At 43.0% G+C, this 24353-nt stretch carries 27 protein-coding genes; 16 read left to right on the top strand and 11 right to left on the bottom strand.

Annotation, left to right across the window (positions count from 1 at the left end; all coding sequences use genetic code 11):
• Nucleotides 1–30: 30 nt before the first annotated feature.
• Entirely contained in the window at nt 31–975 is a 945-nt protein-coding gene (locus Q9R46_RS16810; RefSeq protein ID WP_311280834.1) for a helix-turn-helix transcriptional regulator, read from the bottom strand.
• 126 nt (nt 976–1101) lie between these two features.
• Between Q9R46_RS16810 and Q9R46_RS16805 the strand changes: the two genes are divergently transcribed.
• The 5 genes from Q9R46_RS16805 to Q9R46_RS16785 all read left to right on the top strand — a co-directional run bounded on the left by Q9R46_RS16805 (nt 1102) and on the right by Q9R46_RS16785 (nt 5808).
• Entirely contained in the window at nt 1102–1965 is an 864-nt protein-coding gene (locus tag Q9R46_RS16805) for an NAD(P)-dependent oxidoreductase (RefSeq protein WP_311280833.1), read from the top strand.
• Between the two features lie 185 nt (nt 1966–2150).
• Nucleotides 2151–2708, top strand: coding sequence for a GNAT family N-acetyltransferase (locus Q9R46_RS16800; RefSeq protein ID WP_311280832.1), 558 nt, complete (start codon nt 2151–2153; stop codon nt 2706–2708).
• Between the two features lie 122 nt (nt 2709–2830).
• On the top strand, nt 2831–3586 hold the full coding sequence (locus Q9R46_RS16795; RefSeq protein WP_311280831.1) for an exodeoxyribonuclease III: 756 nt from the start codon (nt 2831–2833) through the stop codon (nt 3584–3586).
• A 485-nt stretch (nt 3587–4071) separates the two neighbouring features.
• Complete coding sequence (locus tag Q9R46_RS16790; protein ID WP_311280830.1) at nt 4072–4647, top strand: hypothetical protein; 576 nt, start codon at nt 4072–4074, stop codon at nt 4645–4647.
• A 183-nt stretch (nt 4648–4830) separates the two neighbouring features.
• Entirely contained in the window at nt 4831–5808 is a 978-nt protein-coding gene (locus tag Q9R46_RS16785; RefSeq protein WP_397386357.1) for a diaminopimelate dehydrogenase, read from the top strand.
• Between the two features lie 83 nt (nt 5809–5891).
• Here Q9R46_RS16785 and Q9R46_RS16780 read toward each other — a convergent pair whose 3' ends face one another.
• From Q9R46_RS16780 to Q9R46_RS16770, 4 genes are all read right to left on the bottom strand, one after another.
• Nucleotides 5892–6746, bottom strand: coding sequence for a pentapeptide repeat-containing protein (locus Q9R46_RS16780; RefSeq protein ID WP_311280829.1), 855 nt, complete (start codon nt 6744–6746; stop codon nt 5892–5894).
• A 313-nt stretch (nt 6747–7059) separates the two neighbouring features.
• Nucleotides 7060–7248: a Spo0E family sporulation regulatory protein-aspartic acid phosphatase gene (locus tag Q9R46_RS28595; protein ID WP_397386356.1), complete on the bottom strand. Its 189-nt coding sequence runs from the start codon at nt 7246–7248 to the stop codon at nt 7060–7062.
• 110 nt (nt 7249–7358) lie between these two features.
• Nucleotides 7359–7511, bottom strand: a complete 153-nt coding sequence (locus Q9R46_RS16775; protein WP_311280828.1) for a hypothetical protein — start codon at nt 7509–7511, stop codon at nt 7359–7361.
• Between the two features lie 5 nt (nt 7512–7516).
• Complete coding sequence (locus Q9R46_RS16770) at nt 7517–8881, bottom strand: XRE family transcriptional regulator (protein ID WP_311280827.1); 1365 nt, start codon at nt 8879–8881, stop codon at nt 7517–7519.
• A gap of 303 nt (nt 8882–9184) precedes the next feature.
• On the opposite strand from Q9R46_RS16770, the gene Q9R46_RS16765 reads away from it, so the two are divergent.
• Nucleotides 9185–9646, top strand: coding sequence for a GNAT family N-acetyltransferase (locus Q9R46_RS16765; RefSeq protein ID WP_311280826.1), 462 nt, complete (start codon nt 9185–9187; stop codon nt 9644–9646).
• A 117-nt stretch (nt 9647–9763) separates the two neighbouring features.
• Here the strand turns inward: Q9R46_RS16765 and gdhA are convergent, their stop codons facing one another.
• Nucleotides 9764–11152, bottom strand: coding sequence for an NADP-specific glutamate dehydrogenase (gene gdhA, locus Q9R46_RS16760; protein WP_397351745.1), 1389 nt, complete (start codon nt 11150–11152; stop codon nt 9764–9766).
• A 390-nt stretch (nt 11153–11542) separates the two neighbouring features.
• Here gdhA and Q9R46_RS16755 point away from each other — a divergent pair, with 390 nt between their 5' ends.
• From Q9R46_RS16755 to Q9R46_RS16735, 5 genes are all read left to right on the top strand, one after another.
• Nucleotides 11543–12058 (top strand): GreA/GreB family elongation factor, encoded by a 516-nt coding sequence (locus Q9R46_RS16755; RefSeq protein WP_311280825.1) that lies wholly within the window; start codon nt 11543–11545, stop codon nt 12056–12058.
• Nucleotides 12048–12554 carry a cation:proton antiporter regulatory subunit gene (locus Q9R46_RS16750; protein WP_186331711.1) on the top strand — a complete coding sequence of 169 codons (507 nt, stop codon included), beginning with the start codon at nt 12048–12050 and terminating at the stop codon, nt 12552–12554. The genes Q9R46_RS16755 and Q9R46_RS16750 overlap by 11 nt, the downstream gene beginning before the upstream one ends.
• Before the next feature lie 3 nt (nt 12555–12557).
• Nucleotides 12558–13763: a cation:proton antiporter gene (locus Q9R46_RS16745; RefSeq protein ID WP_311280824.1), complete on the top strand. Its 1206-nt coding sequence runs from the start codon at nt 12558–12560 to the stop codon at nt 13761–13763.
• Nucleotides 13764–13976: 213 nt separating this feature from the next.
• Nucleotides 13977–14693 carry an expansin ExlX gene (gene exlX / locus Q9R46_RS16740; protein ID WP_311280823.1) on the top strand — a complete coding sequence of 239 codons (717 nt, stop codon included), beginning with the start codon at nt 13977–13979 and terminating at the stop codon, nt 14691–14693.
• 91 nt (nt 14694–14784) lie between these two features.
• A complete protein-coding gene (locus Q9R46_RS16735; protein ID WP_311280822.1) occupies nt 14785–15732 on the top strand; it encodes an alpha/beta hydrolase in 948 nt (315 codons plus the stop codon).
• Between the two features lie 63 nt (nt 15733–15795).
• Here Q9R46_RS16735 and Q9R46_RS16730 read toward each other — a convergent pair whose 3' ends face one another.
• A complete protein-coding gene (locus tag Q9R46_RS16730; protein ID WP_311280821.1) occupies nt 15796–16662 on the bottom strand; it encodes a PhzF family phenazine biosynthesis protein in 867 nt (288 codons plus the stop codon).
• Nucleotides 16663–16882: 220 nt separating this feature from the next.
• On the opposite strand from Q9R46_RS16730, the gene Q9R46_RS16725 reads away from it, so the two are divergent.
• Together Q9R46_RS16725 and Q9R46_RS16720 are read left to right on the top strand one after the other, a co-directional pair.
• Nucleotides 16883–17809: an NADP-dependent oxidoreductase gene (locus Q9R46_RS16725; RefSeq protein ID WP_186331712.1), complete on the top strand. Its 927-nt coding sequence runs from the start codon at nt 16883–16885 to the stop codon at nt 17807–17809.
• A 526-nt stretch (nt 17810–18335) separates the two neighbouring features.
• Nucleotides 18336–18932, top strand: coding sequence for a hypothetical protein (locus Q9R46_RS16720; RefSeq protein WP_311280820.1), 597 nt, complete (start codon nt 18336–18338; stop codon nt 18930–18932).
• 53 nt (nt 18933–18985) lie between these two features.
• Here the strand turns inward: Q9R46_RS16720 and Q9R46_RS16715 are convergent, their stop codons facing one another.
• The 3 genes from Q9R46_RS16715 to Q9R46_RS16705 form a co-directional block, all read right to left on the bottom strand.
• Nucleotides 18986–19588: a lysozyme gene (locus Q9R46_RS16715; RefSeq protein WP_311280819.1), complete on the bottom strand. Its 603-nt coding sequence runs from the start codon at nt 19586–19588 to the stop codon at nt 18986–18988.
• A 150-nt stretch (nt 19589–19738) separates the two neighbouring features.
• Nucleotides 19739–19927: a helix-turn-helix domain-containing protein gene (locus Q9R46_RS16710; RefSeq protein ID WP_311280818.1), complete on the bottom strand. Its 189-nt coding sequence runs from the start codon at nt 19925–19927 to the stop codon at nt 19739–19741.
• A 145-nt stretch (nt 19928–20072) separates the two neighbouring features.
• Entirely contained in the window at nt 20073–20483 is a 411-nt protein-coding gene (locus tag Q9R46_RS16705) for a sigma-70 family RNA polymerase sigma factor (protein WP_311280817.1), read from the bottom strand.
• Nucleotides 20484–20973: 490 nt separating this feature from the next.
• On the opposite strand from Q9R46_RS16705, the gene Q9R46_RS16700 reads away from it, so the two are divergent.
• Nucleotides 20974–21711, top strand: coding sequence for a cyclase family protein (locus tag Q9R46_RS16700; protein WP_311280816.1), 738 nt, complete (start codon nt 20974–20976; stop codon nt 21709–21711).
• Nucleotides 21712–21816: 105 nt separating this feature from the next.
• Here the strand turns inward: Q9R46_RS16700 and Q9R46_RS16695 are convergent, their stop codons facing one another.
• Entirely contained in the window at nt 21817–22017 is a 201-nt protein-coding gene (locus tag Q9R46_RS16695; protein ID WP_311280815.1) for a hypothetical protein, read from the bottom strand.
• Between the two features lie 221 nt (nt 22018–22238).
• On the opposite strand from Q9R46_RS16695, the gene Q9R46_RS16690 reads away from it, so the two are divergent.
• The gene (locus Q9R46_RS16690; RefSeq protein WP_311280814.1) at nt 22239–22691 is read left to right on the top strand and encodes a hypothetical protein; all 453 of its coding nucleotides are present in this window, start codon (nt 22239–22241) and stop codon (nt 22689–22691) included.
• A 416-nt stretch (nt 22692–23107) separates the two neighbouring features.
• The gene (locus Q9R46_RS16685; protein ID WP_311280813.1) at nt 23108–24115 is read left to right on the top strand and encodes an ROK family protein; all 1008 of its coding nucleotides are present in this window, start codon (nt 23108–23110) and stop codon (nt 24113–24115) included.
• The last annotated feature ends 238 nt before the right edge of the window (nt 24116–24353 follow it).

Raw genomic sequence — 24353 nt, 5'->3', positions numbered from 1 at the left:
AGGAACAGCTTGCTTATAGCAGGCTGTTTTTCATTCTCCATATTGTGTAGCCATCTCTTTTAACTTGGAGCGAATTTGATCACGGACCTGTGGGGGATGCGTCACATGGGCATCTATCCCCAAGCCAAGAAAGAAACTGACCACCCAAGGGGTGTAGCTTGTGCCCATATGAGCATGAATTGTTCCTGAGCCGTCCTCGTTGATTTTCAAAAATTGTGATAACCACACATCCGATTGACATCTTCGCACGCCTTCTGGCGACAGGGAGACTTTAAGCTCCAGTGGTGCTTCCAGATCCTCACGTATGATCCATTCTTGAATATTCGCTTCGTTCAGGTCGACTTTTTGGCTTTGATCCACTTCACATTGCAGTCCGCTAATTCGATCAACACGAAATACACGATAATCTGCTGCGCGAAAACAGTAGGCCTGACAATACCATAAACCATTCATTGTATACAAACCAAGAGGTTGAATTAGTCGATTCCGTGTTTCGTTCGCTTGATACTGGATTTGTACGATTCTCTGTTCCAATGCGGCCTCCAATAGTTCCTTTAAGTAGGGAACATCGAGTTCATGCGGTGGTACCCAGAATATGAGTCTTTGCTGCATCCGTTCAATTTTATGTTTGAGGTCACTGGATAAATAATGGAAAAACTTGCGTAACGCACTTTGTACTTCATTGTTAAAAGGTAGAGATTTATAGTTCTGCAACGATTGAGCGGCAAAAAACAAAGCCATAGCTTCATGCTCGGAAAAACTGATTGGCGGGAGCACCTTTTCACGTAAAACACGATAACCACCGTGAGGACCAACTTCGGAATAAAGGGGGATGCCCAGTTCGCTTAATTCCGCCAAATCTCGAATCATGGTTCGACGTGATACTCCGCATTCATCAGCCAGTTCTTGTACGGTAAACGTTCTGCGTTCATTCACTAACATGATTAACTGAACAAGCCTTTGTGCTTTGTGCATGTATTTGCTCCCTAAAATTAATTTATAATCATGCCATTACTTGTCACTATTATCTATTATGCTTAATTTCGAAGTCAAGACGAGTTGCCTTCGATTCGTGATATAGAACTTTTGGGAGGAATAATAATGAATGAAGTAACGGTTATTGGTTTAGGAGCGATGGGGGGAGCTATTGCTCAAACATTACTGGAAAAGGGATATCAGGTGACCGTATGGAATCGCACAGCGACAAAGGCAGATTCCATCGTTGAAAAAGGAGCAGTACTCACATCTACGGCAGCTGAAGCGATTCGCGCTAGTCAAATATCCATTATCTGTGTGTCTGATTACAAGACTTCATATGAAGTACTGGATGTAGAAGGCGTGCATGCGGCCTTGTCGGGGCGAGTGCTCATTCAACTTACTACAGGAAGCCCTGAACAGGCTCAAAAGCAGGAAATCTGGGCAAACACCCATGGTGCTTCATATATAGATGGAGCAATAGCGGCTGCCCCTCCCCAGATCGGGGGAGCTCATGCAACCATTTTCACTTCCGGATCGATGGAAGCTTTTGATCAAGTAAAGCCGGTTCTCGGTGCACTAGCAGGTCATGTTCCTTATTACGGAGAACAGGTTAGTGCGGCTGCTTCAATCGACCTGGCATTCCTGTCTTACCTGTTTGGGTCATATCTTGGATTCTTCCACGCATCACGGATTCTGGAGTCCGATGGTTTGCGTATTGATGATTTTGGTTCTATGATTGCCGGAGTCTCGCCTATGGTTGGCTCGATTCTTCAATACGAAGGTGAGGTCATTCAACATTCCAAATACGAAAATCCACAAAGTTCTCTTCAAATGTCCATGGTAACCGTGGGTCTGCTCATGGAACAGGCGCGTGAGAAGAATATGAATAACGAGTTTCCGTTATTCTTGCAAAACTTGTTTCGTAAAGCGATAGATGCTGGTTATGGCGAACAAGACATAGCATCACTTGTGAAAACGATGCGTTAACAACTCAAGTTATAAATCACTCGCGGCCATTCCCGATTAGTTAGGGGGTGGTCTTCTTCACTCCTCTTAACGCATGGTGATCATTCTATTATATGACTTGGTTACATCTAGTTGACGTAGTAAAATAACACAGGGACTATAACATACATAAATGGAAGAGATTTTGCATGTAAAGGAGATTACGTATGAATACATTATTTACATTTGACACGTTTCCGCAAATAGAAACTGAGCGATTTGTGCTCCGTGCAGCAACAGACAGTGACAGTGGGGATCTGCTGGCACTGTACTCAGATGAGACTGTCGTCGAATATATGCCCTTCACACCCTTCGAATCCGAACAGGATGCATTAGATGAGATGAGCTGGTATAAGAAGATTTTCAATCAACAGACGGGTTTACGCTGGATGATCGAAGATAAGCAGTCTCATCGAGTTATTGGAACGTGCGGATATCTGGGGTATGAAGAGCAACATCATCGCGCAGAGATCGGTTATGATCTGCTCTCATCGTGCTGGGGCAAAGGTGTAATGACTGAGGTTACTCGTGCTGTCCTGGAATTTGGATTCAACCAGATGCAACTGAACAAAATTGAAGCGAAGGTGGACCCGGGGAATGAGGCATCCATTCGTCTACTGCATAAACTGGGATTCCAGCAGGAAGGTCTGTTGCGGCAGCATGAGTTTGAGAAGGGCAGATACGTTGATCTCGCTGTTTTCTCGAAGCTGCAGAGTGACAACTAGCCCGTGTCTTGCATCTCCATCTCCAATGCTCATTTCCATCTCAGTCCTCGTGCCCAACATGTGATGTCTTGTTCCGTGAATTAGGCTCATGTTATATTGGAGAGATGTGAGGAGATGAGAATATGAAGCTGGTGTCCTGGAATGTGAATGGACTTCGAGCCTGTGTGAATAAAGGATTCATGGATTATTATCAACAAAGCGAGGCCGATATTTTCTGTCTTCAGGAAACCAAATTACAGGCTGGACAGATCGAGATGGATTTGGGCGAAGACGTCTATCAGTACTGGAACTATGCGATCAAAAAAGGATACTCCGGTACGGCTGTATTCAGCCGCATCAAGCCATTGTCTGTGTTCTATGGTATGGAAGAGGACAGTGAGCCGGAAGGCCGAATGATTACGCTGGAGTATGATGCCTTTTATCTGATTAATGTATATACACCTAATGCCAAACGTGATCTGACCCGGCTGCCTTACCGTCTGGAGTGGGAAGACCGCTTCCGGTCCTATGTCCTGCAACTGGAGCAGACGAAACCCGTAATCATCTGTGGGGATCTGAACGTGGCTCACCAAGAGATTGACTTGAAGAATCCGAAACCGAATATGGGTAACTCCGGATTTACAGATGAGGAGCGCGCCAAGATGACCGACCTGCTTGCATCAGGATATGTGGACAGTTTCCGTCATTTGCATCCAGATCAAACCGATGTGTACAGCTGGTGGTCGTATATGCCAAAGGTCAGAGAGCGGAACGTGGGATGGCGCATTGATTATTTTATTGTATCCAATCAGCTTGCACCAAGTATAGCCGAAGCTTATATTGACTGTCATGTTATGGGCAGTGATCATTGCCCGGTAGGCATTAAGCTGAAGCTGTGAGAACACACACTTAGCAAGCAAGCAGAACCTGACAACCGTTTGTATCCCGAAAAAGGGGATGCAGGCGGTTTTTTTTACATCATGTTGCGTCTAAGAGGTAGGGGAAAGGAACTGGACTTTGGTTGGGGAAAGGACTGGACTCCGGATTGTTTCAATCCCGCCATTTCTTGGGTACGATTGAAGCATACATATATTATAAGTTGATGATTTATGGATACAGAAGGAGGAAGGATGTATGAAAAAGTTCAAAGTCATCACCCGATTCCTATCCATACTTGCAATAAGCTGTCTGTTATCCCTGACGGTGTTATCGTTGTCAGTCATCTGGATTGACATACCGTAGCCGCTGTGCCTGTTATTCAGCAGACACGGGAGTTCGACTAAACGAAGGAGGGATGTGTAAGTTGCATACAGAAGCGTACTTCTGATGTACGAATATGTTTTCGAAGAATCACAACATAAAACAACCAGAAGGAGTGATTTTGATGGCGAAGAAGAAAAAAGTTTTACTGGCCTGCGCAGCGCTGGCTATGATGGTGGCATTAAGTGCGTGCAGCAGTACTGCTGACGAACCCAAAGGTGAATCTGAAAAGGTAAATAGTGGGGCAACATCTGGAACCGCTGAGCCAGCTGTCACGGAAAACACAAGCGAAGCAGCGACAGGTACAGATACAGAAGCCGCATCCACGCCGGAAACTTCGGAATCATCCGCAAGTAAAAGTGAAAGTAGTGCGGTGGAAGGCATGCCGGAATACTTGCCTAAAGATTTCCCGTTACCGGACGATGCAAAAATTACGACAGCGACATCCGGAGAAAATGAAGGGAAGAAGTCGGCAATGATGATTTTTACTACGGAACAGGATATGAAGACGGTATCGAAGCTGTACAAGGATTATTTTGCAGAGAAGAAACTGACAGACTCCGGACAGCTGATTGATGAAAAAAATATTGTTATTCAAGGGACTGACCCGGATACGAAGCAGGAATGGTCTATGATCGGAGGAGCACTGGCAAGTCAGGAAGGTGTCGTTGAACTCACGTTAACCTGGTCTGAGTCGTAAAATCAAAATAGAATCTTTATTCATGAAATTGTTTATTTAGCCATACCTTGTGGTGGTACAGCGTTAAAGCTGTCCCTCTGCAAGGTATTTTTGATTTACATCTGGAAACCTGACAAGTTACATGTTATGTTATATTCTTAGATAGACTTATAGACAAAAGATTCAGACAGGGAGAGGATTAACATGATTAAAGTTGGTATCGTAGGTTACGGTAACTTGGGTAAAGGTGTCGAAAAAGCAATAACCCAGAATGATGATCTAGAGCTGGTTGCTGTATTTACACGTCGTAATCCGGAGCAAATGGTGGCTGAAGGTACAGAAGTTCGCTTTGAGCATATCTCTGCGGCTGAGCAGTACATAGGCAAAATCGATGTTATGATCTTGTGCGGGGGTTCTGCGACGGATTTGCCGGAACAGACACCTGTGATCGCCAAGCTGTTTAACACGGTAGATAGCTTTGACACCCACGCAAAGATTCCTGAGTTCTTTGAAGCTGTGAATGCGGCGGCTGAGCAAGGCGGACATGTAAGCGTGGTCTCAACAGGCTGGGACCCAGGCTTGTTCTCGATGAATCGTCTGCTGGCACAATCTATTCTCCCGGAAGGGAAAGAGTATACATTTTGGGGCAAAGGGGTTAGTCAGGGTCACTCCGATGCCATTCGTCGTGTGGCTGGCGTGAAAGCGGGTGTGCAATATACGGTTCCTGTAGAAGAAGTGATTAACAGCATTCGTTCAGGTGAAACACCAGAATTGTCCACACGTGAGAAGCATCTGCGTCAGTGTTATGTGGTGGCAGAAGAAGGTGCGAACCAGGATGAGATTCGTGAAACGATTGTGAATATGCCGAACTATTTCTCGGACTACGATACGACAGTTACCTTCATTAGTGAAGAAGAACTGAAATCCGAGCATGCAGGTATGCCACATGGTGGCTTCGTTATTCGCAGTGGAATTACAGGTAACGGACAAAAACAAATTATCGAATTTGGTCTGAAGCTCGACAGCAATCCCGAGTTCACCGCAAGTGTACTTGTGGCATATGCACGTGCGGCACAGCGTTTGAGCAAGGAAGGACACAAAGGCGCGAAGACGGTATTTGATATCCCGCTGGGTCACCTTTCTCCAAAATCCGCTGCGGATCTCCGTCGTGATCTGCTGTAATCTTAGTTAGTTCGGTAAATAGTCTTAGAAAAACAGCTAGTCCTTCGGTGGAAGGACTAGCTGTTTTTCATTGTGCCCTTTTTTTAGCGCCAATGGGAGGGTTTACTCAAATGGTCAGGCAACAAGGTATCCGCACTTCCCATAGCAGCGTTCAGCTGAGACTGTGTCAGGAAAATTCCGCCGCGTAGATCGGCTCCCCCAAGGTCTGTATCCCGCAAATCTGCACCAATCCAATCGGCGTTTCGTACATCGGCGTTGCGCAGGTTCGCTGCAATCATAAGTGCGCCCCGGAAGCTTGCACCTCGCAGGTCTGCTCCTTGCAGATTAGCCCCCAGAAAATCCATGCTATTGCGTTTATTGCCTTTGGGCTTTCCTTTTGCTTTCGTTGTTGCTGGAGCACTGCTACGTACGATCTCACTAGCCTGAATGAGCAGGGTATTCACGTTTGCCCGATGGCTTGTGATATCCAGTTGCAGCATTGCAGCTGGTTCCAGATCACTAAGACGCGCTACGTCAGGATAGGCTTTCTCCAGTGAGGCATGTAGCGAAGACGTATCGTGCCGCATCATAACCTCTCTCATATAACTGATCAGCTCATGAATTTGACGCAGTACAGGCAGGCAATCATACATTTCACGGGCCGTTTCGGGATGGGTACGCCAGCTTCTGTCCGCATACGTCACTTGTGACAGCTTCTGACCTGCACCAAAACAGTCATACACGGTGCAACCTTTGAAGCCCTTCTGTCGAAGCTGGGTGTGGATACCACATCGGTAGTCCTCCCGCAGATTGGGGCAAGGTGTACCGCTGGACTTGTCAAAAGCAAAGTCAGAGGATTTGCCATAAGGCAAGGCCACACAACATAATCCGTAACATTGCTCGCAGTCTGCTTGCAGATGAGGATGTTCAATGTGGATTATAGAATGGTTAGACAACATACACACTTCCTTATCATATAAAAACCTGCTGATCTCAAATGTATCGATAAAATCATGTCCTGTTCACTTTACCATTGGAAGGAAGGCACTTCAAATGAATATTAAGATTTATGCAAGGTAAGAAATTTAATAGATTTTTCGATTAGAAAGTTGTATGCAATTTGAGTAATTACACTAAAAAATTTCGTAGTGCTTGATCCCATCCATTCCTTCGGAGTGAATTGTCTAAACGTACCACCACAGAATAGGGGCTCTGGTGGTACAAATGATATGACCTGCATATGTAATCAATATTAAATAGGTTCCATGCTACTTATTCATCTTCATTTTTTGTAGATGTAGGTATTTGTGCCTTACTGTGTTTATTTATTAATTCATCTAAAACTTCAGATTGTTTGATCACCAGTGGATGACCTATCCCGTAGGAACTCACTAATTCATATAAAACGGATCGTTCATGCTCCAACTGCTCTTTGATAGAGTTACTTGACAAATCAATCACCTCTATACTAATTCTACCGATTTCTATTTAAATTTCCTGATCTTGTAGATATACAAAAAATCATAATAAAAAACCTCCAGTCAGGAGGTTCTGAGGATTGTTATCCTTTTTTACCAGCCGCCAGCCCCATGTCCATTCGCTTTAACAGGGTTTGCATCTGTTGGTGGTGTAGGATCATTGTTATCGGCCGATACCTGATTAAGTGGTGCAAATACTAAAATGGCTAGAGCTACAACAAAAGAAATGACAGTCAACTTCTTCATATCCCTCACTCTACCTCCCTTAAAATTGCTTTGAATCTATCTAGATCATCATCTGTGGCTAATTGTCTCATGCCTTCAAACAAACAAAAGCATCTGACCAAGTAACGATCATTATTTATCTTAGCAGAGATTGCCAAACTATCTAACACATAGAGTATACCAAAACTAGGTCTATTGGAATTTTTATAATATTCGGCTAAATCAGCCAGGAAGATAACGAATCCATCGTTAATAACTTGGGAAGTGTATGATCCCACCTTTTTTTGAGAATTGATCTGATTATGAATCATGTCTTGATAACGATCTATGATGTGGTCTATGTTATAAGAATATTTTAGTGCTGCCTTAACAACCTTGAATAGTCCTATAAGTAGTTCGTTATCATTATTTGCTAAGGAATTGACATAACTATCGATAAGGCCAGTTTCCCCTGTCATCACTCGATAAAGAAGTCGGTTAGCACTTGCCCAAATTAGAAATTGTTTTTTCGTTTGTTCAGCCTCTTCATCAGTTTCAACGATCCAACTGTGGTCCTCAAATTTATCTAAATGAAAGAATGCTTCCTCATAGTTCTGATCCTCTTCAGCAACTGTCCCTAATATTACATGGGCATATAGAATATATCCAAACAAAGCTTTTCTGGGTTCTGTTCGATTAAGTTCATTCCCTTTCCTTTTATGTTTTAGGTCATATAGTATTCTAGCTATCCTGCCCATTTCAGAGCTTAGATGCTTTGCCTTCTCCCACTTCTGTAAGGATACATACAAGTTGGCTAGATCTTTCAGGGCATCAAGTTGTTCTATTTCACTCAACCTTGTAACAAACGGTTCAAATATAAGAGCAAGCTCGTAGTTGTATTGCTGGTCATCACCTAAAGAAGCCTTGAAAATCCTATACTGGCATATGGCCAATCGTTCAGCATGTTGGTACCGTTCTCCTTCAGATACTCTCCTATAAATGATGAGTGAAGCAGAGATATTACCTTCTTCATAAAGAGATTCGGCAAAATCAAATAAAGAGGAGATATAGTAAGACTTCTCTAGCATAAAATCAACAACTTTTTCAATGCAAGATAACTTGTTTAACCGCGAGCACCTAATCAGGAACGGCCGTAGTCTTCTCCAATCTGTTGATGGATCGAGTAGCAGCTCATCAGCATACAAATCATAGAAAGTGCCTTCGGTTAAACCCATCGTTAATGTCATTTTATCTAGTGCATTAATCGGAACTGGCTGCGAACCGTTGATGAAACGACTAAGAGTTCCAGAATTTATACCAGAATTCTCAGCAAAATGATATATAAGTAACTGATTATTATCTATGTAATTTAACAACTGAGAACGGATAGTTTGTTGATTTTTGATTTTCAAGGATGATCCCACCTCCATCGATAAAAATCCATTTTTTATACTTTTTACTCTTTATAGGTAATAATATGGATTATTCTACCATTGGTCAATGATTTCCTGCAAAATTCTTTGTTTCCTCCAATATTGAAGAATCTGTTTTATTCTCTAAGAAGATCCCAACTAGCTGAAGATCAAATAAAAGGGAGCCGTTTAGATAACCGCGCCCCTGATTATCCTTTTTGAATTGGAATTCGATCTCACCTTTGAAAAGAGTATAATGAGTATGAGAAAATATGGGGAGACCACGAATGGAGGTAGCAGAAGATGGAGGAATTCAAGATACGTCAGGCTACCCAGGAAGATCGGGAGCAACTAGCCAATTTACGAGCCTTGGTGCTGTATGATGATTTGACGCGTCTGGGGCGCTATGATGAGATTCGGGTGAGGGAGCGTTTCCGAAATACGTTCCAGCCGGAACATACACAAGTGTTGGAACTGGAAGGTAGATTAATTGGATGTGTGTCATTAAAACCGGGAAATGGAGAGTTTTTGCTGGAGCACTTCTACATTGATCCGGATTATCAGGGCAGGAAACTGGGCACAAAGGTGCTTAACATGTTGTTTGAACAGGAATCAGTCAAGGGCAGACGTGTGACGTTAAACGTGTTGCAAGGAAGTCCGGCTAGGCGTTTATACGAACGGTTTGGCTTTACGGTGGATGATGAAGATGAAGTAGATGTGTTCATGTCTAGAGATTATCAAGGGATCGGGACCTTCAATAGTTGAGTATATTGCACGATAAAAAAAAGAAGCCTCTTCTCTCCAAGGCCGCTAGACGGTCATGGCATGAGAAGATAAGGCTTCTTTTGGTATGAATCATTGAAAAATGCGGCAAAAAAGGAATTATACGACGCCTTGAGCGATCATGGAATCCGCTACTTTGAGGAAACCGGCAATGTTTGCTCCAGCAAGCAAGTTGCCTTCGCAGCCGTATTCTTCAGCCGCTTCTACACAGCTCTTATAAATGTTTTTCATAATGTCATGCAGTTTGGCATCAACTTCTTCAAATGTCCAGGACAACCGCATGCTGTTCTGTGACATTTCAAGAGCGGACACGGCTACACCGCCGGCGTTCGCAGCTTTTGCAGGGCCAAACAGCACGTTAGCACCAAGGAATACATCAATAGCAGCCAGCGTGGACGGCATATTTGCGCCTTCACCAATTGCCTTAACGCCACCTTGAACCAGAAGGGTCGCAGCTTGCTCGTCGATCTCATTCTGTGTTGCACATGGAAGAGCGATATCACACGGGATAGACCAGATACCCTCAAAACCTTCGGTATACGTCGCATGTGGGTGTTCTTTGACGTATTCGCTGATCCGTAGACGCTCAACTTCTTTCAGGCGTTTTACCGTATCCAGGTTAATGCCTTGTGGATCATGTATGTAACCGCCGGAGTCGCTACATGCCACAACGCGAGCACCAAGCTCCTGCGCTTTCTCGATGGCATAGATGGATACATTGCCGGAACCGGAAACAACAACGGTGCTGTCCTTGAAGCTAAGCCCTTTGGAAGCAAGCATTTCATTAACGAAGTATACGCAGCCATAACCCGTTGCTTCTTTGCGTGCAAGACTTCCGCCGTATAACAAGCCTTTGCCTGTTAGTACACCTGCTTCATGCCCGCCGCGAATCCGTTTGTACTGACCAAACATGTAACCGATCTCCCGCGCGCCTACACCAATATCGCCCGCAGGTACATCTGCGTCCGGACCGATGTATTTGTACAGTTCTGTCATGAAACTTTGCGTGAAACGCATCACTTCCTGATCCGATTTTCCTTTTGGATCAAAGTCAGAACCGCCTTTACCGCCACCGATTGGCAGGCCAGTCAGTGCATTCTTGAAAATTTGTTCAAAGCCCAGAAACTTGATAATGCCCGAGTAGACGGATGGGTGGAAACGCAGTCCACCTTTGTATGGGCCAATCGCACTGTTGAATTGTACACGGAAACCGCGATTGACTTGAACCTTGCCTTGATCATCGACCCAAGGCACACGGAAAGTAATGACCCGTTCCGGCTCAACAAGTTGCTCTAGCAGACTGTGGTTTCTGTATTTGGGATGTGCTTCGATAACAGGGATCAGTGAATCCAGGATTTCTTTGACAGCCTGATGGAATTCATTCTCGTTCGGGTTTCTCGCGATAACGGATTCATAGACGGAATGAACATATGCTGCGGCAGTAGTAACTTGGGATGACGTTGAACTTTCTTTAGTAATCGTGGACACTTTTTCAATGCACTCCTTTATCGTGTTAAAGTCTGTAGATACCTATTTGTACAATTTGCATAAAAGTTTGTAGTTAAATATACAGGAAAGGAAATAAAAATACGAGACAAAAATCCATAAAATGTTTTTTATGAGGTTATTAAAATGTTCTATAGATCTATCATCATATGTAAAGAATATCGTGAAATGTTGGATAATATACCCAAAGTATAGAATTAAAACCCACGTTAGCGGAATAGATTGGATTAATAATTTCATTTTGGTAAGATGGTAAGAGGGGCTCGTAATTCGGGCCCTTTTATTATAAGAAGGAGGACAACAAGATGATGATGGGTAACAACAAGCGAATCAACGTGGAGAACAAGGCGTGCATAGGAGGTGAGATCTACTATGAACCGTAGGACTCCACTTGACAATTGCAGAGAAATGCTGGTGAGTCAGCTGTTGATTTTGGGCGAAGAGAAAAGAACTTTTCTTGACGCTTATTTTGACGTGCGCAATCCTGAGCGTGTACAGCTCGACAAACAATTGACAGCCTATACAGACCGAGTAGAGCAATTACTTGCTGGACCGGATGAGCTGTTAAGTTCCGTTGTGCTGATTGGTAGTCAGATTGAACTTGAATATGCTGATTTTCATACGTCGGATAAGTTAACGATTGTTATGCCAGAGGAAGCAGACCCGGACGAAGGGCTGATTTCATTCCTTTCTCCTGTGGGACGTCAACTGCTGCTTGGGGAAAAAGGAGAACTGCGAGCCATCTCTACGCCCTCGGGTTCCATGAGGATTCGTATAGCGGACATTCAATGGGCTTTTGAACAAAGCTCAGAGCTGGTGCAGACTGATGAGGCGAAACAAAATCCGCTACAAGGCTTGACTCAGGGAGGTACGAATCATGCACTTTAAAGAAACGGATCTCCCAGGCATTGGACGTAAATACTGGTTGCATACTCGCAGCGGGGAGCATCTTGTCATCGTGGTTCATAATGATGAGCGGCGTGATTTGTTCCATATGGAATCTGGAGATCAAGCGGAAGATCTCGGAGATATGGTCTCTCTCGTGACCCTCGACGATGATGAGGCAAGAGCCGTAGCAGCTATAGTCGGTGGAATGACGTATAAACCTCAGTTCCAGAACGAACGGGAAGTTATGCTGGAAGGGTTGCTGATTGAGTGGTTGCGCATCGAACCCCATGCGGCTTGCATCGGTAAGACGATTGGAGAGATGAACATCCGTCAGGTTACCGGTGTGGCGATCCTGGCGACGGTTGACAAAGAGAAACAGAAACAATTCAACCCTGGGCCAGAGTATGTGTTCACGAGTGGGGCGACAATTGTTGTTGCCGGTGAACGTGACCAGCTTAAGCAGCTCAAACAATGGTTGACCGATGGGCGGATGTAGCGTATGGATATGCTCATATTTGAAGTGGGGGTTGCCATTGCGCTGATTACACTTACGGGATTAATATCTGCACGACTACGATTTTCGGTTATTCCATTTTACATTCTGGTCGGTATGGCCGTTGGACCGCATGCACCACAGTTTGGCATTGTGGATTTACGATTTATCGAAAGCTCGTCTTTTATTGAATTTATGGGCAGGCTGGGTATTTTATTTTTATTGTTTTATCTGGGATTGGAATTCTCGGTCTCACGGTTATTAAAATCGGGGAAAGCCATCCTCACCGGTGGCATATTCTATGTGGCTCTCAATTTTGTTTCAGGCTTGCTACTGGGCTGGTTCATGAATCTGCCACTTCAGGAAACGATGGTCGTATGCGGGATCATGACCAGTTCATCCACGGCTATTGTAGCCAAAGTACTCGTGGATTTGAAACGTACCGCGAATCCGGAGACAGAAATTATTATGGGCATGATTATGTTTGATGACTTGTTTATTGCCATTCATATTTCCATTCTGACCGGGCTTGTGCTCAGCGGAGCAACTTCATTGGGAAGTGTGTTGCTGGTATCTCTATCGGCGTTGCTGTTTATTGTACTGTTCCTGATTATAGGCAGGAAGAGTATTAAATATATCGACAAAGCGTTGAACATTAAGTCCTCGGAGTTATTCCTGCTTACGATTATGACATTGCTCTTCCTCGTAGCAGGATTTTCAGAAACTTTACATGTAGCTGAGGCGATTGGCGCGTTAATGATTGGTCTTGTGCTTGGTGAATCCAGACATGTCAGCCGAATTGAGCAGCAGATTATGCCGTTCAAAGACTTTTTTGGTGCCCTGTTTTTCTTCAGCTTTGGCCTGACCATTGAGCCATCCTCCCTCGGTGGAGCTGTAGGGATGACACTCATTGCCGTTGTTCTGACCATTCTTAGTAATTTCGGTGCAGGTATGATTGCAGGCAAAATGGCTGGAGTATCCAATAAGGCTTCGTTAAATGTCGGCTTTACACTGGTATCTCGGGGCGAGTTCTCGATCATCATGGCTAACATCGGCAAGGCCGGAGGTCTGATGGCTTCCATTCAGTCCTTCGCTGTATTATACGTGTTGATTCTAGCGGTACTTGGACCAATTCTGACCAAAGAATCCCCTCGCCTGTATGCGAGGTTTGAACGATTCCGGAATCGGGAGAAACGAAAGGAAACGGGATAAGGGTAAGAAAAGTGCGTCGCACGTTGCGGGAGAATGAATGTTCTCTCAAGTGCGGCGCTTTTTTATGCTTGATAAAGCAGGACTTTAGATGTGATTTTTTGAAAGGGGATTTAAATATTTTAAAATTTATGTAAAATAATGTTATTCCTTGTCTATGACAATGAAGATCTATATTTAAGAATCAAAGCCAAAATGATAGGGAGGAATAACACAATGAGCAAGAAAAGTAGATTTCAGCGTTTCAGGTGGTCTGCCACAGGCATACTGCTCGGCCTTGTCTTGTTTGCTTTACCTGCATCTGCTGCTTGGAATGATACATATCAAGGGTATGCTACGTACACGGGCTCGGGTTATTCAGGCGGTGCTGTATTGCTAGATCCGATTCCAGCAGATATGAAGATTACCGCACTCAATCCCTATCAACTGAATTATAATGGTGTCAAAGCTGCTTTAGCAGGGGCCTATCTTGAAGTACAAGGGCCCAAAGGAAAAACCGTGGTTTATGTAACGGATTTATATCCGGAAGGAGCCAGTGGAGCACTCGATCTCTCACCGAATGCGTTCAACCAGATTGGAGACCCTCAAACAGGGAAGATTAATATAAGCTGGAAGGTAGTTAAAGCGCCGATTGAAGGGAATGTATCTTATCGGATCAAGGAAGGCAGCAGTCAGTGGTGGGCAGCGATTCAAGTCCGTCATCATAAATATCCGGTACTGAAGTTTGAAGTGAAGCAGAAGAACGGCTCATGGCTTAATCTGGAAAAGCAAGATTATAACCATTTCCTTGGCACGGGATTGGGCAAGGAAGAATTAAGTATTCGGATCACCGATATTCGTGGTAAAGTGGTGTATGACACCATTCCGGCTCTGCCGAATGATGGATCAGGCGGTGCATACATCGTACCGGGTAACGTGCAGTTCCCGGATTAAATGAAATGTGGCATCAAAATAAGTATGATCATAGATGAGTCTAAAAGTCGTACATCGTACGGCTTTTTTATATAGAAAAAGGAGCGTACATATGCGAGAAACCTTGCCATCCTATGGAACAACCCATTTATATTGGAAGCAGTATCAGTCATTTTTTCCCGAGGAAGTCAGGTTGGATGAAAACACCTTCCCTGAGGAGGAGTGGTGGGAAAGCCATGGAATCCATCTTCATATTGACCGTTTACCCGTGCCAGAATCACCTATCAAAATACTGTTTATTCATGGCGCCGGGGGGAATGGCAGGTTACTCGCTCCCTATGCACGAATGTTGCAGCAACATGGATACGAAGTGATATCACCTGATCTGCCGCCGTACGGTCTAAGCTACGCACTGCATGGCACGCGAATGAACTATGAGTTATGGATCACGCTGTTAGATGCCCTGATGGAGAGAGAGTATGAGAAAGACGGCAAACCTTTCGTTGTATTAGGTAGTAGCATTGGAGGAATGTTGGCCTATCATGCCAGTGTGAGGAACAAACATGTGAAGGGATTAATCGCAACAACATTTGTAGATACGAGTGATCGAGATATGCGCGATCAGATTGCTCCGAATCGGTTCGTCAGTCGTGTGGGTAAACGCATGATGGATCTTTTCCCTGGCGTATTAGATGCTGTACGAATCTCGGTTAAACGGGTTTCTCGAATGGATCTGATTACGAACAACAAGAACCTGACCCGTCTCATTATGAATGATCCACAGGCGGCGGCTACGTCTGTGCCGCTGGAATTGTTAAGAACTTTCCTTAATAAAACGCCAGAAGTGAGCCCGGATCAATTCAGTCAATGCCCGGTTTTGCTGGTTCATCCTGAAATAGATCCGATGACTCCTTTACAGTTCAGTCAACCCTTTTTTGATCGTCTGGCTGTGAAGAAGGAGTGTGTCATTTTGGAGGGAGCAGGCCATTTTCCGATAGAGCAGCCGGGCTTGAGTCAATTGGAGGCAGCGGTGTTGCGATTTTTACAAAAAATTCAATAAATGAAGGATATGATATTGCATGAAATACATAGTTCACTATCCTTATACGGATAACACCTCCCTTTAAGGGAGGTGAATAATAATGTTTTTGATATGAATTGCGCTACCGCCAACCTGAATCCGAGTAATTTTATTGAAGCTGTTCAAAGTTAATCTGGCTCGGATCTCGGAGGGGCAGTTCATAGTGTACCCCTGTCTAATTGTGTACGTGTGATGAAGAGGAGCTGTAAGCTGGTTGTAAATATATAAATAACAGAGCATGGCGCCATTGGATGTGCCCGTTGCGCTCTCTTCCGGTATATCATACAGCGGTGCAAAATTACGGCATTCTGCCAGAACGTCCACAACATTTGATTCGAGTGTAAACACGTGATAACCGATGGCATGATGAGCCCTGCTTATTTCCGTGATACGCTGGAAGTCAGGATCGATTTTGGTTAGAACATCAATATTTTTAACGGCTATCATGATATCGGGTAGTCCGGTAGACACAATCTGTACAGGCAGTTCAGAATGCAATTCTTCGGTAGAAATACGTAACGAATTGGCAATCTGCTGTCGATCGACAAGCTCCCCAAACTCCGGCAACGTCTGAGACAGATAGACTTCTCCATTGATTTCAATAACGACTCTAAGAATTCCGGCTAGTGTCTCCAGTGTATATGTACCAACATCAACCAGATGCTGTGTCTTCATTAGATAAAATAAAGCAACCGTGGCATGCCCGCAGAGATCAACTTCGTCACTTGGAGTGAAGAAACGCACTTTGAAATCAGCCTGATCCGATGACATAACAAACGCAGTCTCTGAAAATCCCACTTGTCTGGCAACCTCCTGCATCTGGGATTCAGACAAATGCGCTGCTTGTAAAACAACCCCTGCGGGGTTTCCACCAAGAGCCTTGTCCGAAAATGCATGTAATGTATTCACTTCAACCTCCATATGGTTACCTCGCTTTTTTCAATTTTTGGATTAAATAATGGATTAAGGTTTAGCATAATCGATAATCGACATTATATCACGATTGTTGAACTGGATTATGAATCCCGGATAGTTATGAATTTTGAATGAATAGGTCAAGTGACCAATGGGAAGGGGTAATGAAGGGAGAGCGCATAATGATAATCTAATGGAAAGGCTGGGATTTTTAATGAAAGCAATTGTCATTGAAGCATTTGGCGGACCTGAACAATTAAAGGAAAAGGAAGTAGATAAGCCGGCATGTGGTGTGAATCAGGTATTGATCCGTACACATGCAACGTCTGTTAATCCGGTTGACTTCAAAATAAGACAAGGTCACTTGAAAGAAGCAGCGGATCAGCTGCCGATGATTCTGGGCGGTGACGTGGCAGGTACCGTGGTTGAAACGGGTTCGAACGTAACTCGTTTCAGAGAAGGGGATCGTGTATTCGCCCGTCCACGTCAATTCGGAACCTATGCGGAATATGTGGCTGTCGATGCGGATATCGTGGCCCGCATTCCTGAGCAACTCAGCTTTGAGGAAGCAGCGGCGATTCCACTTGCCGCGATGACAGCTTGGCAGGCACTTGTTGATCATGGCCGTTTGGGCAAAGGACAAAAGGTGCTCATTCATGCCGGTGCGGGTGGAGTGGGCACATATGCCATTCAAATTGCCAAATCGTTGGGCGCTGAAGTGGCTTCCACGGCGAGTGGGGCAAACGAAGAACTGCTTCGCTCGTTGGGTGTGGATCATTTCATTAACTATAAAGAACAGAATTTCTCGCAGATACTCTCAGGCTACGATGTCGTACTGGATACGATGGGCGGTGACATCCAGCGAGACAGCTTCAAGGTGTTAAAGGCTGGAGGACGTCTGGTATCCCTTGTGGAACAGCCGGACGAGCAACTCGCGAAGGACGCTGGCGTGACGGGGAACGTGTTCATGATGGAACCGAAGGGAGATCAACTGGAACAGTTGGCCGAACTTGCGGCTACCGGAAAACTGAAATCGATCATTGATGAAACGTATCCGCTTACTGAGCAGGGGTTACGTGATGCACATGAAAAAAGTGAATCTCATCATACGCGGGGCAAGCTGGTCATTACTGCGGATTAGTCTGGAATGGGTGAGATGTTCGAGTGAGCCGAAGATGGACGTTGGTTTAAATATCAGAGTAATTAACGTTCTTCAGCCTATAGTTCAATCGCCGTTCTCCAAACAGGAGAGCGGCTTTTTGTCTTTTTTGTTTGGTTATATGTATTTTTCAAACCATATTATTTGTACAAAGAATCAATGCAACATGGGGAGCACATATTTTTCAGTGAAGAGGAACCAGCTAATAGTTTGAAATTCAACAGGACATTGGATTTTGTAACAATTGATTATGGAAGAGGACGAAATGATGAAGGGGAAATAGGTTTACTTATGCCGAGATAAAGAAACTAAATTTGAGAAACAGTGTGAATGGCGAAGTTTCATTGCTACTGCATCATGAACGATCCGTACTGTTTGAGCATTTTAATGATTGCGGTCATAAAACATAAAATTAACTTTAAACGTAAATAATGTTAATATTATGTCATTTTTAGGTTCATTTGCTCTGATATAATTTCTGCTAGGTAGACGAAAGGAGATTTTAGGATTGAAAAAAGTACTGGGTGTATTGATGGTGTTGAGTTTCATCTTGCTTTCAGGATGTGGTGGACCAGTTAAGCCTGCAACCGATACGCAAGGTTCGGGCGAGTCTCCCAGTAAACAAGTAATAACGCAGCAAAATAGTGATTACTGTTCTGTAGAGCGTACAAGTTTGGATAGTGAAACTGAAATTTATTTCTATGGAACTTGGAAAGTTGAGAAGCTTTTAGGATTTGCAAATTCATTTAATGATGCCTCTGAATATCCAACAGGTCAAAAATTTATTGGGGATGAAATCCTTGTCAAAAAAGACTTATTTTCATCAAAAGGAATTAAAAACTACAGTCAGTATCAAACTGAACTAAGAAACCCAGTATATGAGATTACAGCGACATGCAATAATAAAGATTCCTTTTATAGATCATATAAAATAGATATTCCAGACTTAAATGAAAATGATGTAGTAAAAGCTATAGATGTAAGTAACCCCTCTACAAAAATGAGTATACCTGTAAGTTTAAGTTTTTTTGTTGTTAATAATGAGAGGCTTATCTTGTTATCAGAGGCAACTATTTTTGAGCTTAAAAAAATTTCGGAGAAATAAAGAATGTCAGCTTTAAAGGCTGACATTCTTGTTTATATCGTAAAACGGTTAAACTATAGTGTATATACAGGATATTTGTGAGTATACCACTGACCTTTACAAAATAAAGTTGCTTCCTCATTTCTTCGTCTTTGTAAATTTCGATCATATGAAAATGCTTTGCTGACCAATTTTGAACATTGATCAATCTCATCTTTTGAAAGCGGGCCATAAAATGATGGATATACTTGGTTATATTCAAGGAGTTTTTTTACATCATTGGTGTTTAACACCCCAGCGCCTCCATTAAAAACAAGCGAAACGAGTGCATCAAATTGGGATTGTGAAAAATACATGCCTTTAGGAAGTGTCAAATTATTTACTGCTGCTACAGCACTTGCTGTATCATTGGTGAAAAATGTATTTGCCTGAGACTGAGAAATTGGAGAAGTGTAATTCAGCCCCAAAGAAGTTGATAGAGCATTTGCTTGTGCTTGGGTTAGAAGAGAATCATTTGGATTACCCGTTGTATTTTTAGTATATGTTTTAGTCTTTGTTATCAAATGTCCCCATCCAACTGTTGGATACCCATATGGATCTCCATAGAATTTCAAGGAAAAACCCTCATGTGATTTGATAAGGTCAGCTCCGCCACTACCTAAAGATTGATTAGCCATAATAATCACTCCTTGAATTAGTTTGGTAGAAGAACAATAGGGAGGAATCATAGCCAGAACACCATTCCCAAGTTTTCTGCAATGCCGTATTGGCCTTCACATCTATATAAAGAGAAATGAGTTTCTTTTTTTACAACCACTCTCCAAATTTTATCTAATATTAAAAATTTGTATGACCTCAATCATTTTGACATAGAGTTCCTGTTTTAGATCCTCTCGATGATCCCTAGGTACTTGTCGTAAGGAGGCTTTAATCTTTGGTGTGAAAGATTCTAGAATATGTAATGTCGCCTCCTGATCACGGTGTTGCTGTGCTTGTACTAAAAGTTCGGCCAACATAAAATCACCTCTTTACATTTTTTTGTATTTCATTCTTTAAGCCATTAATAGCATCGCTTAGATCAGATATTTTTTTCAAATCGAATAAGTAGAAACAAAAGTAATTGTAATCGGGAAACCTAAATTAGCAATAATAGCAGCAATGTCACCCTCCATCATAACTCATCCCTTCCGTTATTAAGTTGCTCAATTTATTTAGAGTTTTTAAGCAGTGTTTCGAGACATTTTGCTGGGATACTCCCAATATTCTGGCTATTTCCTTGTCATTTAGTCCTAGTACGTAAGCAAAAGATAAAATCTGTTGTTGTTGTGCTGAGAGGGATTCATAAGCTTGATAAAGCGAGTGATCCGCAATGTGATCTTTTAAATTTGGTGGCACAGATTCTGAGTCAAAAACTGCAAGTAAGGCAGAATCTATCTTCTCATCGGTATCTAAAGTTAGCTGGAATCGGCTGTCGTTCATTCGTCTCTTTTTGTCAAAATTAATAGAGTTGTAGTATATAAGATTGGCCATATACGTGATAAAACGACGATTCAAGTCATTATCCGTTTTCAATATAATCCCCCATTCTTTTTTAAAGAGATCATTCCTACTCTATAAAGAGAAATGAGAAACAAATTTCCAAAATAAATAAAATTTACGAAATAAAAAAGGGGTTTGATATGTGTTAACAAGTTCTTGGCTCCGTATGCTCAAAAAATGCAAGAACTCCTTCTAACAGTGAAGTGGATGTTGTTTGCGATAATAGTGGGTAAACACATCTTTAAAATGTGAAGTAAATACGAAGTTATAGCAAGTTATTTTAAATCGTTATAATAACGTAAATAAGAAGGTCACTCATGTGAGCGGCCTTTTTGTATTGGAGGGAAGAGTATGGAAGGTCACTTTTATAGCAGAAATGAACCGGCTATTCCTGTAAAGAATTCGCTTCCTAGGATAGGCAAGGCATGTACCTACTAACAAATTAACTCAGCTTCTTCACCAATGTGCAACGTTGATATATAATAGGGGAAATTTATCCTATTCTGCATATGAGGTGAAACGGATGACGAACGAACTTATTCAAGCCATTCAGTTGTTGAAAGAAAAGAAGTGGGTAGATCTGACCCATACCTTCGGCCCGGCTTCGCCGCATTTTTCTGCTTTTGCTGCTGCGGAGTTTGACACCCTGTTTAACCACGATCAAGGTTTCTTCGCTCAAAGCTTCAAGTTCCCCGGCCAGTACGGCACCCATCTGGATGCACCGATTCATTTTGTGCGTGGTACGCGTTACTTGGACGAATTGGGACTTAAAGAACTTGTGTTACCGCTCGTCGTAATCGATCAGTCTGTTGCAGTGAAGAACAATCCCGATTTTACTTTGGAAGTGGAGCATATCCTCGATTTCGAGAGGGAGCATGGCAAGATCGAAGCAGGCAGCTTCGTAGCTCTGCGAACCGATTGGAGCAAACGCTGGCCGAACCATGAAGACTTTGACAACAAGGATGCCGATGGGAATAGCCACGCACCCGGATGGTCTGTTGCCGCATTGAAGTTCTTGTTCGAAGAACGTAATATTCAAGCGATTGGTCACGAAACGTTTGATACAGATGCCGCGGTCGATTATCAGAAGAACGGTGCCCTTCTGGCGGAGTATTATGTGCTTGCACAGGATACATATCAGGTCGAATTGTTAACGAATCTGGATCAGGTTCCTGCTAAAGGAGCCGTCATCTTCAACATCGTACCCAAAGCGGAGAAGGCTTCCGGGTTCCCTGTTCGTTCATTTGCGATCCTGCCTTAGAGGTGCATCTGACCATACTTCAATTAAGAACTACTTTAACATTCTAAAATATATGTAGTGAATCAAGGAGGCTTATATAGCCTCCTCTTTTATTTTGCACTTAATCTATTTATGACTTGAAGGGGTATCAGAACTAAATCGCTCAGAGATGTTTTTCTTCGTCTTTCGCCGCCGCATCCATCGCTTCAATAAACCTTCTTCTTTACGTTCCTGTAATGTTTCCTTCATGCCCTGAATCATGAACTCGGAGCGGCGTCTGTCGTCGCGGCTGATCTTACGTAATTCCTTAATAAATTTGTCGTCCATCGTATTATGCCTCGCTCATTCAGTGTATAAAAACATTATACCGAACATACGTTCTTTTATCAAGTTTTTCCATAAGGATTGGTATGGATCTGCTAGTGAAAAGGAGCACAGGTTTATCTCTTTGTTTGTGAGAAAATGAGTATAGCGAGTGCTATTTATATGTTTTAAGCGATAGAATGTGTGAATGAATGTACAAATAAGATACGAGGGAGTGATTTAGGATGACAAAGCCAGCAAACAAATCATACCTGCTTGCAACAATGCATGGCTTGCTGGGGGTTGGAGCAATTGTCGGAGGATTGATGCTGATGATTGATCCATCGGGAAGCCTGCTGAATATGCCTGTTTCATTGCTGGAAAACTCGCCTTTTTCCCATTTTTTCATTCCTGGAATGATATTGTTGCTGGTTCTTGGAGTTGTTCCTATAGTGGTTTGCATAGCTTTGTTGAAACGGTCTCATTGGTCGTTAGCGGAAAAGCTGAACCTTTACTCCGATCGTCACTGGGCTTGGACTTTTTCCTTATATACAGGATATGCTCTGCTCGTATGGATCTTTGCACAAGTGTACTTTATCCAAAGCGTAACCCCCATTCATCTGTTCTATTTTGCTTGGGGGCTGGGTATCCAGATCGTAACATTGCTGCCAGAAACACAAAGGGGATACGCAAAATAAATGTTGCTGTATACTTCCGTCTATGTTGGACCAGTTAGGAAATGTCCATAAATTACCTAAGGCAACGATAAGCTTGCGGTTCCGTGTTGACAATAATTTATCAAGTCTGCATACTTATAGAATACACTTTATAAAGTTTATTTATTAAGTGTCTAAAATTACTCATATACAAGTAAAACAAAAATAAGGAGTTGAGAGAGATGGCTTATGTAATCATGGCTATTATCATCTGGGCAGGTGTTTACGCAAACATGGTTTTGTGCAAACAGTCGATGGACGTGCAGCCTGTGCGATCCATAGATGACCTGTTTGAATGAGCATTATGTGCAAAGCGATGTATAATGTTATGATATGGAATGTAATAACATCAATACGATTGCTTTGGTCTGTTGAACCGGAGTAGAAACGAGAGGGTTATGAAAAAGGCAAACGCTACAATGATGAAACACATCAATATGAATAATGTGCGTGAAGTCATGCAACAACAGGAAACCGCGACGAAACCTCAGCTTGCCTCATTAACGAATCTTAGTGTAGTTACCATTAACGCTCTAATTCAGGAGTTATGTGATGGCGGAGAGCTGATTCCAGATCAAATCGTTCCCTCGAACGGTGGTCGCCCTGCCCAAGCATACCGATATAATTACAATTATAGATTTGCGCTGGTGTTGTCCATGAAAGAAATGAAAGGTCAGGGGTTAGTTTCGGCTACGGTAATCAATCTCGAGAATGAGATTGTGCTGAAGGAAGAGAACATGCTACCTGTATTCGATAAACAGCATGTATTGCAACTTATAACACGTTTCATTGCGGCACATCCTTCCATCCATATGATCGGAATAGGTATCCCGGGTCAGGCTGTCGACGGGGATATCACGGTAAGTAGCCATGATGAGCTTATTCATTCCCATCTGATTCGGGAAATTGAACGTGAATTCCAGTTACCTGTAATAGTCGAGAATGATGTCAATGCAGCGGTTAGCGGCTACTACACACAACATATGCATACAAAGGGGCAGGATGTAGCGGGCATTTATTTTCCAAATCGTTACCCACCTGGTATGGGCATGGTGCTGAATGGACAAATCATCCGTGGCAAAAACGGGATGTTCGGTGAGATCAAGTATCTTCCATACTCACCTGACTGGAAACAGGAAATGAGCAACGAGGACTATACGGGTCATGTGTGCCGGGTTATACAAACGGTTAATGCTGTTATTGCCCCTCATCAGATTGTGATCTATCAGGAGCGAGTGGAGACAGAGGTGCTCGATGCGGCGTGGAAACAATATGTAAAGGAGCATATGTCGCCGACACTGCCTGAGATTGTATACCAGAACTCGTTTCAGGATGACTTTGATGCAGGGTTGAGAGGTGTGGTTCTTCAAGCTTTGAAATCCTCCATACTATCTGAAGTCTTATGATCCGCAGAACAAGTTCTGTGGATTTTTTTGCTGACATGAGTCCACAAATTTCTTTGGAAAATTTCTTGTTGACATGGAACCAGTTACACGGGATAGGATTCTATTACGGCAATGAGAACTCTCCGCACACTTTATAAATATTGTTTATAAACATATCTTATAAAGTTGATTTTGGGAATTTTCACGAGCTTCAGAGGTTCTTTAAGACGCATTAAGACGTTTGCCAACATCACTTATC

Source organism: Paenibacillus sp. RRE4, from assembly GCF_031844205.1.
Classification (GTDB): Bacteria; Bacillota; Bacilli; order Paenibacillales; family Paenibacillaceae; genus Paenibacillus; species Paenibacillus xylanexedens_B.
The sequence above is the reverse complement of the archived record's forward strand: the minus strand, read 5'-3'. Positions and strand labels throughout refer to the sequence as shown.

Excerpts from the sequence above, each read along its gene's own strand:
- Q9R46_RS16790 (WP_311280830.1), top strand. The coding sequence starts at position 4,072 with ATGGCGAAGAAGAAAAAAGTTTTACTGGCCTGCGCAGCGCTGGCTATG.
- Q9R46_RS16805 (WP_311280833.1), top strand. The coding sequence starts at position 1,102 with ATGAATGAAGTAACGGTTATTGGTTTAGGAGCGATGGGGGGAGCTATT.
- exlX (WP_311280823.1), top strand. The coding sequence starts at position 13,977 with ATGAGCAAGAAAAGTAGATTTCAGCGTTTCAGGTGGTCTGCCACAGGC.
- Q9R46_RS16745 (WP_311280824.1), top strand. The coding sequence starts at position 12,558 with ATGGATATGCTCATATTTGAAGTGGGGGTTGCCATTGCGCTGATTACA.
- Q9R46_RS16700 (WP_311280816.1), top strand. The coding sequence starts at position 20,974 with ATGACGAACGAACTTATTCAAGCCATTCAGTTGTTGAAAGAAAAGAAG.
- Q9R46_RS16750 (WP_186331711.1), top strand. The coding sequence starts at position 12,048 with ATGCACTTTAAAGAAACGGATCTCCCAGGCATTGGACGTAAATACTGG.
- Q9R46_RS16725 (WP_186331712.1), top strand. The coding sequence starts at position 16,883 with ATGAAAGCAATTGTCATTGAAGCATTTGGCGGACCTGAACAATTAAAG.
- Q9R46_RS16735 (WP_311280822.1), top strand. The coding sequence starts at position 14,785 with ATGCGAGAAACCTTGCCATCCTATGGAACAACCCATTTATATTGGAAG.
- Q9R46_RS16795 (WP_311280831.1), top strand. The coding sequence starts at position 2,831 with ATGAAGCTGGTGTCCTGGAATGTGAATGGACTTCGAGCCTGTGTGAAT.
- Q9R46_RS16695 (WP_311280815.1), bottom strand. The coding sequence starts at position 22,017 with ATGGACGACAAATTTATTAAGGAATTACGTAAGATCAGCCGCGACGAC.
- Q9R46_RS16755 (WP_311280825.1), top strand. The coding sequence starts at position 11,543 with ATGAACCGTAGGACTCCACTTGACAATTGCAGAGAAATGCTGGTGAGT.
- Q9R46_RS16800 (WP_311280832.1), top strand. The coding sequence starts at position 2,151 with ATGAATACATTATTTACATTTGACACGTTTCCGCAAATAGAAACTGAG.
- Q9R46_RS16715 (WP_311280819.1), bottom strand. The coding sequence starts at position 19,588 with ATGGCTAATCAATCTTTAGGTAGTGGCGGAGCTGACCTTATCAAATCA.
- Q9R46_RS16690 (WP_311280814.1), top strand. The coding sequence starts at position 22,239 with ATGACAAAGCCAGCAAACAAATCATACCTGCTTGCAACAATGCATGGC.
- Q9R46_RS16780 (WP_311280829.1), bottom strand. The coding sequence starts at position 6,746 with ATGTTGTCTAACCATTCTATAATCCACATTGAACATCCTCATCTGCAA.
- Q9R46_RS16685 (WP_311280813.1), top strand. The coding sequence starts at position 23,108 with ATGAAAAAGGCAAACGCTACAATGATGAAACACATCAATATGAATAAT.
- Q9R46_RS16710 (WP_311280818.1), bottom strand. The coding sequence starts at position 19,927 with ATGTTGGCCGAACTTTTAGTACAAGCACAGCAACACCGTGATCAGGAG.
- Q9R46_RS16785 (WP_397386357.1), top strand. The coding sequence starts at position 4,831 with ATGATTAAAGTTGGTATCGTAGGTTACGGTAACTTGGGTAAAGGTGTC.
- Q9R46_RS16810 (WP_311280834.1), bottom strand. The coding sequence starts at position 975 with ATGCACAAAGCACAAAGGCTTGTTCAGTTAATCATGTTAGTGAATGAA.
- Q9R46_RS16775 (WP_311280828.1), bottom strand. The coding sequence starts at position 7,511 with ATGAAGAAGTTGACTGTCATTTCTTTTGTTGTAGCTCTAGCCATTTTA.
- Q9R46_RS16765 (WP_311280826.1), top strand. The coding sequence starts at position 9,185 with ATGGAGGAATTCAAGATACGTCAGGCTACCCAGGAAGATCGGGAGCAA.